Here is a 13,024-nt window from a genome sequence, read left to right as displayed (position 1 = left end):
TAAATAAAACTGTTCGTAGTTGGCTGAGACTAAATATTCTGAGCAAAAAGCAGTAAGTACATCTTAATAATTTAAACTAAAGAAAAATGAAAGAAAAATAGGATGCTATTAAAAATAGCATCCACGACGATTATTGACCTTGTGGGTAGAAGAAGCACCACCAGCATGTTACTTTGATTTTTTTTAGTTTACGGATTTTCATTTGTTTCACCTCCCTTTAATGGCTAGTTTCATGGAACAATTTACTCGTGTAATTATTATGAACTTCGACCCATGAAGGGTATACTACTTTAAATATATCCACTAATTTAGGGTCGAATTGTGTTCCTTTTCCATCAAGAATTCGTTTATAGGCTTCATCTAATGACATCGCTGCACGATAAGAACGAGAGGAGGTCATTGCATCAAAAGCATCTGCAATAGCAGTAATTCTAGATACGAGAGGTGTTTCCTCACCAATTAAACCATCTGGGTAACCTTTACCATCCCAACGCTCATGATGATGATAAATAACATCGATATTTTCCGCAATTCCATCCACATCTTTTACAGCTTTTGCACCAACGACAGGATGTGTTTTAATCAATGCGAACTCTTCATCGGTTAATTTACCAGGCTTCGTTAAAATGGAGTCAGGTATATTTACTTTTCCAATATCATGTAAAAGACAAGCATAATAAAATGATTTTAATTCATTTTTTTTAAAGTTTCCTGTAGCTTCTGCCAATAAATAGGCATATTCTGCAACACGTTCACTATGACCTCGAGTATATGGATCCTTAAGCTCGAGCGTTCCGATAATCCCTTTTACAATACTTTCGATTTGATGATCAAACGACATTTTCACAGCTTCCACATAACTGAGGAAACGATGGAGAAGAATGCTAGCGATAATCGATAACACGATTACGATAAGTAAAGGGAAAATAACCACTGGATCTTTTGTTAAAAGACCAATAAGAATATATTTGCCCATCGTTCCAAATGAAACTAAATAGAAAAATCGTTTATTTGTAAAAATAGGAGAAAATAATACTAAGACAATCTCAATAATATTTCCACTACTATATGGAACATCATTTAACACGTAAATCCAAATATCATCCAATATATTTAGAATCATATACGTAAGAAAATAAATATATTTAATATTTTCTGGTCTGTTTGTTTTAATTAAATAGATGGAAATAGGTAAAAGTGCAATAATTGCAATATACAATACATAATTTAAAACTGATATATCAGAAACGGCAATATCCATTCCCCATGGTAATCGTGGGAAAAAGTAGGAATAAAAAATATCATATACAAAAAATAAAGTATTAAATAACCATAAAAACCATATGGTAGCTTGCTTTTCTTCATATAATAATGAATCTTGAAGTGTTTTTTTCATGTTTTCTTCCTTTCATAAATATTATACAACTTATCTCCATATAGTAAAGTTATTATTTTGCTATAGTAAAAACAGTGAAACGAAACATGAAAAATGGCCGAATTGAACTAATTAATCTATCGATAACTGTATTAATATCCAGTAATATGTAAAACAATTAATAGATTAATCAAATTAATTCCGCGCTATTTTAATGGATTTCGAATCTATGAAAATCAAAATATTATTTGCAGTAATAGTATAAGTTATCTTGACATAACTGTAAATAAACGAATTTGGTAATTAATGACAATAATTAACGTTTCTTCTTTTATTATAAAAGGAACTTTTTCGATCTAATGGTTTACAGACATCCTTATAGCATAATTATTTCAGCAAAAAACAATTTCATTTTGCAAAAATAGTAATGCTATCAAATTGTCCTTGGAAATTTTTATATTATCCACTCATTTTTTTCTTCCTAATTCACCTTTTATTGAGAATATTATGATAAAATATGAATAAGGACTCATATTTACCTATCAATCGGTAGGAATCATTTATTTTTCTAATGGATAATGGTTAAAAGAAGTATTAGTGGAAATAAAAAATTTTAGACACATAGGAAAGGAGTTGACTCTCATTGATAAGTGAAAATGTAATAGGGGTTGGGAATACAGCACACGTAATTTCCTTTAAGGAAAATTTTGTGGCTAAAATTTTTCATGCACATATTCCTCAAGATGCCTTTACAAGAGAACTCACTATTAGTAAGAAAGTGTTAGAATCGGGTTTACCAGTTCCAAAAGTATATGGAGATCAAAATCTCGATGGAAGGAATGCGATCATTTATGAAAGAATCATAGGTGTTCCTTTAACGAAATTGATTTTGGAGAACGCATGGATGGCTAATAAACAAATGAAGACATTGGCAAAGCTACATGCAGAAATTCATAGTAAAACGGGGCTAGAGCTTCCAGCGCAAAAGCAATCATTAATTAAGAAGATAAAGAAAGCGGAAACATTAACCGCAAATGAAAAAAAGAAAATCATTCATGAATTAAATATTTTACCGAAGGGGAATGTTTTATGTCATGGTGATTTTCATCCCGATAATGTTTTAATATCTAATGAGGGGCCATATATCATTGATTGGATAGATGCTACGATTGGCAATCAAATGGCAGACGTGGTACGGACTATGTTAATTTTGCGATACGGTGGCTTTAATCAAAATATTTCACCTATTCAATACAAACTACAAAAAATATACCGCTATTATTTAAGTCAAAGTTACATGAAAGCATATCATCAGCTACTACCATTTGCAAAAGAATTAATCGATAAATGGATGCTACCGGTAGCAGCTGCTCGATTGACAGAAAATATTCCAGCACTGGAAAAGAAAGAATTACATACACTTATTCAGCAACGTTTAGCAAAAATTTAACTAGTTATTGAAATGGTGGATAATAATAAGCTGGGTAGCTTGGCTGGTGGTTTTGTCTGTATCTTTCCTTTTTATTCCTCTTTGGTCCAATGAGTAATGGCGCCTCTACAGGTGCAATCGTATTTTTCCATTGATTTTCATTTATTGAATATGTGTGTGCGATAATGCTCGGAGGTGTTAATTTTAACAAATCCGAACCTAATATCACTTCAGGTGTTGGTGCGTCAAAAATCGCAAGCAAGTGTGTATGGTCAACCGTAGCTATTTCATAATGCCACCAGCCTAGTGGTATATTTACAACTTGCCCAGGTGTGACGGAATAGCTTAATATTTTCCTTGTAAACGGATTTAATAAAGAAATATTCGCAGCCCCTGAAATACAATATACAAGCTCTGCAGCATTTTGATGATAATGGGGCTCAATTACATTCCCCTTGCTTAAATAAATATCAAGTAAGGAGACATTTTCTAATGTATTTAATTGACTAATTCCTAGCACATTAATTAAGTTGTTATTATCTTTTTTTACGAATGTACTTTTATTCACATCAAAAAAGAATCGTGTAGATGGTAACGTATAATCCATATAGGAAACCATTTAAAAACCCCTTTCCCCTTTTTATAAATCACCGTAATTCAAAAGCAAAAACTCTATGTACAATATGATAGTTATATTTTAATGGTGCTTTTATTTATGCTCTGTAGGAAAAAAGGATGACGGGAATTGGATACTATTGATCCAAATAAACCCTTATAAGCTCCCTCATTCTTTAGACGAAAATGAATGCGGAAATGTGAAATTCTCTTTATCTACCACATGTTAAAAAAATTACTTATCTCTCATTAAGTTATATTAGAAACTAGTCAGTATATAAGGTGGAGTGTAAATCCTGAATTGGCAAACATAATGTTGCAAGAAACTAAACATTCCTCTTATTTGAAATTCGTATCGATTGCTCCATATAAAAAGGTTAATGAACAAATCGTCCTATATTACATGTATATGTAAATGTTGGATATTCATTGTAGCTAATAATCCCTCATTTCCTTCACCTACCCACTTAAACGTTTATACCATTCGTGATGTCTATAATGGAACATTTTTTTCACAAAAATTTTTTTCTGTTTTTTTCTCAAATCAGTGTGCCCAATTTTCCGTAGGTTGAATAGAAATATATAGGCGTTTGCGGAAGGCTCCAAATCATAGTGTATCTATAATTCAATTGGCGAGACAAAATTTTCTTAAAAATAATTGGCTCCTTTATTTATAAGCTGTTTTTGTGCGATTCGACAAGTTTACAATTTCTCTTATCTCATAAACGATATACGATGCTGAAGAAAACAGTCTTTTTCATGCGGAAAAGAAAGGTGGGAGTAGATGAAATTACTATTGAAATGTGTCCATAAGAGTGGTGCGATAGTTACGATATTGATTGGAATGCTGTCAGTAGTTGAAGCGAGAAAGCTATATCCATATGGTATGAATTTATTAACTGGTGATCATGCTTTTCCAGGGTTAATTGGCATCCTCCTAATTATTGCAGGGGTTTTTCTTCTGTTTAGTAAGGGTAATTCTAATGATAATCAGCCATTGCCAAAAGGAAAAGTGAAATACAGCATGATATTCACCATCATTGTTCTATTACTGTACTGCTATGTAATGGAGTATGTCGGCTATTTGATAAGTACCTTTTTGGCGATTATTTGTTTAATGCAATTAATTGGCAAATATCGGCTGGTGTTTTCAGCTTTTACTGCTGCTCTATTTACAGCTGGTTTGTATTATTTGTTTATCGTTCTGCTAAAAACACCATTACCTAGTGGGTATTTTCATTTTTAAAGGGGGAGATATATTTAATGGATTCAATTATTTATTTGCTTAGTGGAATTGCGGAAGTTCTAACCCCTTTCAATTTAATGATTGTTATTATTGGTTCATTGCTTGGAACGCTTGTTGGTGTTCTTCCAGGACTTGGACCAACTTCGGCGATTGCAATTCTATTGCCATTAACAACAATTCTTGATCCATCACAAGGAATAATTATGATGGCAGGGATATATTACGGAGCGATGTACGGGGGATCGACAACAGCGATTCTCATGAACATTCCCGGTGAGTCATCATCCGTCCCAGCAACATTAGACGGTTATCCACTCGCTAAGCAGGGAAGGGGGGGAGCAGCTCTCGGAATTGCTGCTATCGGTTCTTTTATCGCTGGGATTCTTGGATTGATTGGATTAGTTTTGTTTGCACCAATACTTGCAGATCAAGCATTAAAATTTGGTCCGCCCGAATATTTTGTGTTAATGCTTATGGCACTATTAATACTGTTCAACATTTCTGGATATTCGTTTATTAAATCACTTATTATGGGAGCTTTTGGTTTTTTACTCTCTTTTGTTGGAATAGGACTGTCATCAGGTGTACCAAGATTTGAATACGGAATAACCGTATTATCTGGTGGTATTGAAATGATCAGTATTATTATCGGGCTCTTTGCTGTCACCGAAGTATTAAAAGGAATGGAAGAAAATCGAAAGAGGATTAAACAGGAGAAAATTAAAAAGGTTTTTCCAACAAGACAGGATATGAAGGATAGCAAATTGCCGATATTACGAGGTAGTTTATTAGGATTTTTTCTAGGAATATTGCCAGGTTTTTCTGCCACTATTACTTCTTTTCTTTCTTATGACATGGAAAAGAAAGTATCGAAGCATCCAGAAAAGTTTGGTAATGGGGCAATCGAAGGTGTAGCAGGACCAGAATCTGCTAATAATGCAACAAGCTCTGGTGGGTTTATTCCACTATTATCGTTAGGAATTCCTTCCTCACCACCATTAGCAGTTTTACTTGCTGCCTTCATGATTTATGGTTTAACACCAGGACCAGTTTTATTCGAACAGCATGGTGAGTTTGTATGGACCGTCATTGCAAGTATGTTTATCGGAAACATTATTCTATTAGTCTTAAATTTACCACTTGTCGGTTTATGGGCAAAATTGACGGAAGTACCATTTGGTATTTTAGGACCTGTTATTTTAATGATAAGTATATTAGGAGCCTACTCGGTGAGAAATAGTATGTTCGATTGTTTTGTAGCGATCCTTTTCGGTGTTTTAGGCTACTTATTTCATAAATTTAATTGGCCGATTATTCCGTTAATCCTTTGTCTCGTATTAGGACCAAAAATGGAAACCTCTTTTATTCAATCCTTAGAAATTTCTGCAGGAAATCTATTGATATTTGTCGAGCGACCAATTTCACTAACCCTCCTAATAATTTCTGCAGCAGTATTGGTTGTTTCACTTATTTTAATGAAGCGGACAAAGAAAAGAATAATCCAAGAAACAGGAGAGAACCAAGATCTTTCCTAAAGCATTCATTTACGAAATGAAAAATGGAAGGCAAAATGAACATAGAGGAGAATTCATTATGAGAAAGTATGTACGAATACTATTCGTTAATCTATTACTTATTTCCATCTTTTTAGTGGGCTGTGCTAGTACGAATTCCACTAATAAAAACTCGGCGGAAAATTATCCTGATAGACAAATTGAATTAGTTGTTCCATTTGCAGCTGGTGGTGGTGTTGATTTAACAGCCCGTGCTGTAGCAGATTATATAAGTAAGGAATGGGGTCAGCCAATTGTTGTAGTAAATAAAACTGGTGGTGGCGGAATTGTTGGAGCCCAGTATGCTTTAAAGGAAGCGAAAGCAGATGGCTATACCGTTCTTATGAACAATAATTCTTCTACTACTATGTATGAAGCAGGTACAACCAATCCAGTATTAACAACAAAGGATCATAAATTAGCAGCCCGGGTAGCGGAATCACCACTTGTTTATGCAGTACGTGCGGATGCACCATGGGATAATTTAAAGGATTTTTCTAATTGGGTGAAGGAGAATCCAGCGGAGTTAACTTGGGCAAGTGTAGGTCCAGCAGGTTTTTCTAGTTTTGGTGTCGCAGAATGGCTAGATTATATTGGAGTAGACTATAAACAGACGAAAATGGTATCAAGTGAAGGTGCAAGTGATTCTGGTGCAAAGGTTGCTGGAGGGCATGTTATATTAGCTGTTCATAATGCTGGAGAGGTGTATTCCCTTGTAGAAGCAGGTAAGCTGAAGGTTTTGGCTGTGCAAGGAAACGAACGGAGTCCACTTTATCCAGATGTACCAACAACGGAAGAATTAGGCTTTGACGGATTAACCGTAAAATGGTGGACTGGTATATCATTACCTAAAGATACTCCAGATGAAATAGTAAGAAAATGGGATAAAACCATTGCAAAAATGCAAGACGATGCGGAATTTATTAATCAATTAGAAAAAATATTTTTGCAACCAGCTTATTTAAATGCAACGGATTTTGCCGAGGAGGTAGAAGCGGAAACCGATTGGTACATGACTTTAGGTGAAAATACGGGCATTCGGAAATAAATGCTTTTCCTATAAAGCTAGTTCATAATGTAAATAGAATATAGGCTAGTTATTTATGGAACGAATGAATATATTCGGACTTAATAACTAGCCTATTTCCTTTAGAGGAAAGTTACCTATTAATCGAATTCCAATTTATAATCTTCAGATTTAATCATTTTTAGTTTCCTTGAAAATACATAAATAAGTGCGATATTGAAAATAAACGGTAAAAGGAAAAAGCTACCAATCATGATTGTAATATTACCGAACGACCATCCGCCGTCTGCTAAATTAATATAATTTAATGGCCCAACTAAACCAGATAAACCAAATCCAGCGCTATACGGCGTCCCTTGTATATTTAAAAGCCCAGCTAAAGCTCCAAGAAAAGCAGCGGTGATGATCATTGGAATAGCAATCTTTGGTTTCATTATAAAGTTTTTCATTTGAATTTTTGGTGAACCTAACACATGTGCTAATGCTGTACCAAGTGAGTTCGCCTTGTAGCTAGCAATAGCAAGGCCAACGCCTGCAGCAACAATTCCTAAATTAGCTGCACCAGAACCAACACCTGAAAGCATGATGACTGTAGCAACACCAACCGTCGAAAATGGGGAAAGGATAAGTAAACAGAAAATTATTGCAATTATCGCACCCATGATCACTGGTTGTAGAGTAGTAACATGATCGATCGCTACTCCAAGCAAGTTAGTGGTACGCTGAACATATGGTAAAATCGTGTAGCCAACCATTCCAGGAATTAAAATACTTAATGTTGGAATAAGAAGAATCGAATATGCCTTAAGACGATTCCCGATGAATTTAACGAACAATACTGCGATGGCGGCTGTAAATCCTGTGTTAATTACAGTGCCAATGCCATTAAGTGTGAATAATCCTTCCGCTGTTTTAACAACCGCACCACTTCCAACCATTGCTGCAATCCCAATACTAGCCGTCTGAATCGGTGTTAATTGAAAGGAAATCCCAACCATTACGCCAATTAAAACAGGTAATAAGCTCATGACAAATACGGTAATATCTAATACATGTTGAAAAGCAGGGAAATGGGGAATCAACACCTTCATTAATTCACCTAACAATGCGTTTGGTACTAATGAAACAACAATCCCAATACTCATGCCGTTTAATAATTTACTGAAAAATTCCTTCATTCTAATAATCCCCATTCTACTAAGTTTTCAAATTATTATATGTGACATAATAAGGGAAGTCAACAAAAATATTTTTTCGCTTTAACGCGTTTAAGTAAGTTAGTGATTTAATGGTTTAATTGGATAAAATATAGAAGAATTCAATCAATCCGAAATATCGGTAATTTTAACAAGTGATTAAGTAATCGTGATCTTGCTATTAGTTTTCTCTATTACGATAACAGTCATTTTGCTAACAGGAAAAGTGTGTATCATTTTGAAAGAGGTTTAACAATAATTCCAATGAAAATGATATAGAATTATCACAATATATTACATTTTCTTTTACTAACAGTTACAATAGTTTTATACATGTTTTTCCTTACATATCACTGAAAAACTATTTATCATCTTCTAGGAGGAGTTAGCGTGGAGAAAGTAATTTTAGATGTAGATACTGGTATTGATGATGCACTAGCGATTTTATTAGCAATCGAAAGCAAACAACTAAATATTTTAGGGATTACAACGGTGAATGGAAATGTTCCACTTGATTATGTAGTGAAAAATACGAAAAAAGTATTAAAACTAGCAGATAGAAATGATATTCCAGTATATAGAGGAGCTAACCGACCGCTTATTAGAGAATCTTTGCATGAGTTTGCTGTTCATGGGGATGATGGGCTAGGTGGTGCATTAGTCAATCTGACTGTTTCAACAGAATGCCCTGATAGTTTTGCACCGGATTATATTATTCAGCAAGCTCGGAAACATACGGGTGAGTTAACATTAATTATGGTTGGCCCATTAACGAATTTAGCGTTAGCAGTACGGAAAGAACCAGAAATAGCAAATAAAATTAAGCAAGTAGTAGTGATGGGTGGTGTCGTCTCTGAAGGTGGCAAAGGAAATATTAGCCCAACAGCAGAATTTAATATTTATGCAGATGCGGAAGCGGCAAAAATTGTGTTCCATTCAGGGCTACCAATAAAACTAGTGAGCTTAGATGTCACGATGAAAACCTTTTTAACCATCGAGGATATTGAGAAATTACAAGGAACAAAATATTATGACTTTGTTTTAACAAGTACGGAAATATATCGGAACTTTAGCTACGAAAAATATGGACAAAATGGTTCCGCATTACACGATCCATTAACTGTAGGAATTGTTTTAGAGCCATCTTTAGTTACAACGAGGAAGTATTTTGTAGATGTGGAAACAAGTGGGGAACTAACATACGGCCAGACGATCTGTGATTATCGAAATATATGGAATAAAGAGCCAAATGTAGAAATCTGTGAGTCAGTAGATGCAGAACGTTTCATATCATTATTTATTAACACATTAAAGGATAATTAGAATTTTTTAAGGAGTGTTTTATAATGACAAAAATAACTACCTTCCTCATGTTTGAGGGGAGAGCAGAAGAAGCGATAAATCTTTATACTTCTGTATTTCATAATTCCGAGCTTAAACAAATCAGCCGTTATGGTGCAAACGAAGATGGACCAGAGGGAAGTGTCATGCAAGCAGTGTTCACGTTAAATGGACAAGAATTTATGTGTATTGATAGTTTTGTCCATCATAGTTTTTCATTTACACCTTCGATTTCATTATTTGTTACTTTCGATAAAGAAAGTGAATTAGACAGAGTATATTCGACGCTTTCTGAAGGTGGTTCCATTTTGATGCCATTAGATAGCTATCCATTTAGTAAAAAGTTTGCCTGGATTTCAGATAAATTTGGTGTAACTTGGCAGCTGAGCTTAGGACAATAAGTTAAAAATATTTACTATACAAATTAATGTTAAAAAACGGCCCATTTGGAATTGGTATTTCCATGATGTGCCGTTTTTTTGCTTATTTTTCTTCTACTTGAAGGGTGAGATTGCCATTTTCTACTGTAATAAATACATGCTGATTTTCTAAAATTTCAGAGGCAATAATGCTCCTTGCTAATTGTGTTTCTAATTGACGTTGAATGAATCGCTTCAATGGTCTAGCACCATACACTGGATCGAAACCATTTTGTGCAATATATTCCTTCGCTTCTTCCGTAATCGAAAGGGTAATATGCTGGTCCTCTAATCGTTTTTGCAGCTCTTTAATTAATTTCGTTACAATTTGTTTAATATCAGTTATGCTTAATGGCTTAAATAGAATAATTTCATCAATGCGGTTTAAAAACTCTGGACGAAAATGACTCCGTAATTGTCCCATCACAAGTTCTCTAGCTTCTGGATTAATGTCATTATTATCATTTTCCTTTTGTTCTAATAGGAAATGGGAACCAATATTGGATGTCATAATAATGACAGAATTTTTAAAATCAATCGTTCTTCCTTGTGAATCAGTGATTCGGCCATCGTCTAGCACCTGTAGTAATATATTAAATACTTCCGGATGAGCTTTTTCAATCTCATCAAATAAAATTACCGAGTATGGCTTTCTTCTAACAACTTCGGTTAGCTGACCACCTTCCTCATAGCCAATATAGCCGGGAGGGGCACCAATTAATCTGGAAACTGCATGCTTTTCCATATATTCTGACATGTCTATACGAATGATATGTTCTTCACTGTCAAATAAATGCTGTGCTAATGCTTTTGCAAGCTCTGTTTTCCCAACACCAGTTGGACCTAGGAAAATAAAGGATCCGATTGGTCGATTTGGATCTTTTATACCTGCTCTTGCACGTAAAATGGAATCGGAGACGAGACTAACAGCCTCATCCTGACCAATAACTCGTTCCTGCAAAATACTTTCCAGACGGAGTAGCTTTTATCGTTCACTTTCTACTAATTTTGTTACAGGAATACCAGTCCAACGCGCAACAATTTCTGTTATTTCCTCCTCAGAAACTTCTTCGCGTAGCAAGCGTTCTCCTTGTTTTTGGTTGACATTATCCTCTAATTGCTGCAATTCCTTTTCCAATGCTGGAATTTTCCCATGCCGTAATTCTGCAGCTTTGTTTAAATCATATTCATTTTCCGCGTTTTCTAGTTCACGACGTAGCTTTTCTAATTGCTCGCGTTTCTCTTGAACCTTTTGAATTCCTTCTTTCTCCAGCTGCCAACGCGCTTTCATTTCATTCGCTTTATCACGTAGCTCAGCCAATTCCTTTTGAAGTGTTTGCAGTCTTCTTTCACTTGATAGATCTTGCTCTTTTGCAAGGGCAGCCTCTTCGATTTCAAGCTGCATTACTTTTCTAGTAACCTCGTCTAATTCCAAAGGCATCGAATCAATTTCCGTTCGAATCATTGCACATGCTTCATCCATTAAATCAATTGCTTTATCTGGTAAAAAGCGGTCGGTAATATAACGATTGGAAAGGATAGCAGCTGTCACAAGTGCACGGTCATGTATTTTTACCCCATGGTGGACTTCATAGCGTTCTTTTAAACCACGCAAAATAGAAATCGTATCTTCCACTGTAGGCTCTTGAACAAGTACTGGTTGAAAGCGACGTTCAAGTGCCGGATCTTTTTCAATATATTGGCGATGCTCATTTAAAGTGGTAGCACCAATACAATGTAATTCGCCACGTGCAAGCATTGGTTTTAAAATGTTTCCTGCATCCATGGCACCATCGCTTTTTCCTGCACCGACAATGGTGTGTAATTCATCGATAAAAAGAATGATTCTGCCATTACTTTTTTTAATTTCGTTTAAAACCGCTTTTAATCGTTCTTCAAATTCTCCACGGAATTTTGCCCCCGCAATAAGAGAGCTCATATCTAATGCAAATATTGTTTTATCCTTTAATCCTTCCGGTACATCCTTTCGTATAATTCGCTGAGCTAATCCTTCTACTATCGCGGTTTTCCCAACCCCAGGTTCACCAATTATTACTGGATTATTTTTTGTTTTACGGGATAATATTCGTATCACTTGACGAATCTCACTATCACGGCCAATAACGGGATCGACCTTACCAGCAAGTACTTCTGCAACTAAATCGCGTCCATATTTTTTTAGAGCATTATAGGTTGTCTCCGGATTCTTTGAAGTAACACGTTGATTTCCTCTTACTTCTTTAATTGCCTCCAGAAGTTTTCGTAAATTTACCCCTTTCGTTTTTAAGTAGCTTCCAATTGGGCTGGGAAGGGAAATAGATGCAATAAGGATATGCTCCACAGATAAATATTCATCCTGAAAAGAAGCCATATGTTTCTCAGCTTCCGCTACAATTTTTTGCAATTGATTCGTTACATATAACTTCCCTTGCTCGACACCAGATCCGGAAACACGTGGCTTTTGTAACAATAATCGTTGAAGCTCTTGGGAAAAATCGACAATATTGACGTTCAATTTTTCTAAAATGGAAGTGACTAAATTAGTTTCTTCCTCCATTATGGAAAGATAAAGATGGACCTCATCTACTTCTTGATGTTCTTCTCTTATGGCAATGGATTGGGCCTTTAAAAATGCCGTTTGTAACCGTTCGGTCATTCGATTAATATCCATACGCACAACTCCTTTGACCTTTTTTGACCTTTATATAATGTAGTATATACTAATTTTTTTAAAATAGTAAAGTTTTTATCACTTGAATATGAGCATTAGCATTGTTTGGATAGATAATCTTTATACATAACATAATGGAAACATTGAAGAGA

The 13,024-nt window shown here is 34.9% G+C and carries 9 protein-coding genes and 1 pseudogene; 6 read left to right on the top strand and 4 right to left on the bottom strand.

From position 1 onward, the window contains the following. Window positions 1-217: 217 nt before the first annotated feature. The gene (locus tag OEV98_RS14640) at window positions 218-1,396 is read right to left on the bottom strand and encodes an HD-GYP domain-containing protein (RefSeq protein ID WP_263074101.1); all 1,179 of its coding nucleotides are present in this window, start codon (window positions 1,394-1,396) and stop codon (window positions 218-220) included. Window positions 1,397-2,018: 622 nt separating this feature from the next. On the opposite strand from OEV98_RS14640, the gene OEV98_RS14635 reads away from it, so the two are divergent. After that, window positions 2,019-2,825, top strand: coding sequence for a phosphotransferase family protein (locus OEV98_RS14635; protein WP_263074100.1), 807 nt, complete (start codon window positions 2,019-2,021; stop codon window positions 2,823-2,825). A 4-nt stretch (window positions 2,826-2,829) separates the two neighbouring features. Here the strand turns inward: OEV98_RS14635 and OEV98_RS14630 are convergent, their stop codons facing one another. Further along, entirely contained in the window at window positions 2,830-3,423 is a 594-nt protein-coding gene (locus tag OEV98_RS14630) for a cupin domain-containing protein (RefSeq protein ID WP_263074099.1), read from the bottom strand. A 780-nt stretch (window positions 3,424-4,203) separates the two neighbouring features. Here OEV98_RS14630 and OEV98_RS14625 point away from each other — a divergent pair. Genes OEV98_RS14625 through OEV98_RS14615 form a run of 3 tightly spaced genes read left to right on the top strand, consistent with a single transcriptional unit; the run spans window position 4,204 to window position 7,266 of the window. After that, window positions 4,204-4,665, top strand: a complete 462-nt coding sequence (locus tag OEV98_RS14625; RefSeq protein WP_263074098.1) for a tripartite tricarboxylate transporter TctB family protein — start codon at window positions 4,204-4,206, stop codon at window positions 4,663-4,665. Window positions 4,666-4,682: 17 nt separating this feature from the next. Continuing rightward, complete coding sequence (locus tag OEV98_RS14620) at window positions 4,683-6,200, top strand: tripartite tricarboxylate transporter permease (RefSeq protein ID WP_263074097.1); 1,518 nt, start codon at window positions 4,683-4,685, stop codon at window positions 6,198-6,200. A 58-nt stretch (window positions 6,201-6,258) separates the two neighbouring features. Next, entirely contained in the window at window positions 6,259-7,266 is a 1,008-nt protein-coding gene (locus tag OEV98_RS14615; protein WP_263074096.1) for a tripartite tricarboxylate transporter substrate binding protein, read from the top strand. A gap of 119 nt (window positions 7,267-7,385) precedes the next feature. On the opposite strand, the gene OEV98_RS14610 is transcribed toward OEV98_RS14615, so the two are convergent. Then, window positions 7,386-8,423 carry a PTS transporter subunit IIC gene (locus OEV98_RS14610; protein WP_263074095.1) on the bottom strand — a complete coding sequence of 346 codons (1,038 nt, stop codon included), beginning with the start codon at window positions 8,421-8,423 and terminating at the stop codon, window positions 7,386-7,388. 408 nt (window positions 8,424-8,831) lie between these two features. Between OEV98_RS14610 and OEV98_RS14605 the strand changes: the two genes are divergently transcribed. Next, the gene (locus OEV98_RS14605; RefSeq protein WP_263074094.1) at window positions 8,832-9,764 is read left to right on the top strand and encodes a nucleoside hydrolase; all 933 of its coding nucleotides are present in this window, start codon (window positions 8,832-8,834) and stop codon (window positions 9,762-9,764) included. A gap of 23 nt (window positions 9,765-9,787) precedes the next feature. Beyond that, window positions 9,788-10,183 carry a VOC family protein gene (locus OEV98_RS14600; protein ID WP_263074093.1) on the top strand — a complete coding sequence of 132 codons (396 nt, stop codon included), beginning with the start codon at window positions 9,788-9,790 and terminating at the stop codon, window positions 10,181-10,183. Between the two features lie 82 nt (window positions 10,184-10,265). Here the strand turns inward: OEV98_RS14600 and clpB are convergent. Next, window positions 10,266-12,872 (bottom strand): annotated as a pseudogene (gene clpB, locus OEV98_RS17795) (ATP-dependent chaperone ClpB). Window positions 12,873-13,024: the final 152 nt, after the last annotated feature.

This window comes from Perspicuibacillus lycopersici (assembly GCF_025660475.1).
GTDB classification, from domain to species: domain Bacteria; phylum Bacillota; class Bacilli; order Bacillales; family Caldibacillaceae; genus Perspicuibacillus; species Perspicuibacillus lycopersici.
This window is presented reverse-complemented; position numbering and strand designations above follow the sequence as displayed.

Bases quoted from the DNA above. Each gene is read 5' to 3' on its own strand.
- OEV98_RS14640 (WP_263074101.1), bottom strand. From the start codon at position 1,396: ATGAAAAAAACACTTCAAGATTCATTATTATATGAAGAAAAGCAAGCT.
- OEV98_RS14630 (WP_263074099.1), bottom strand. From the start codon at position 3,423: ATGGTTTCCTATATGGATTATACGTTACCATCTACACGATTCTTTTTT.
- OEV98_RS14625 (WP_263074098.1), top strand. From the start codon at position 4,204: ATGAAATTACTATTGAAATGTGTCCATAAGAGTGGTGCGATAGTTACG.
- OEV98_RS14620 (WP_263074097.1), top strand. From the start codon at position 4,683: ATGGATTCAATTATTTATTTGCTTAGTGGAATTGCGGAAGTTCTAACC.
- OEV98_RS14615 (WP_263074096.1), top strand. From the start codon at position 6,259: ATGAGAAAGTATGTACGAATACTATTCGTTAATCTATTACTTATTTCC.
- OEV98_RS14610 (WP_263074095.1), bottom strand. From the start codon at position 8,423: ATGAAGGAATTTTTCAGTAAATTATTAAACGGCATGAGTATTGGGATT.
- OEV98_RS14600 (WP_263074093.1), top strand. From the start codon at position 9,788: ATGACAAAAATAACTACCTTCCTCATGTTTGAGGGGAGAGCAGAAGAA.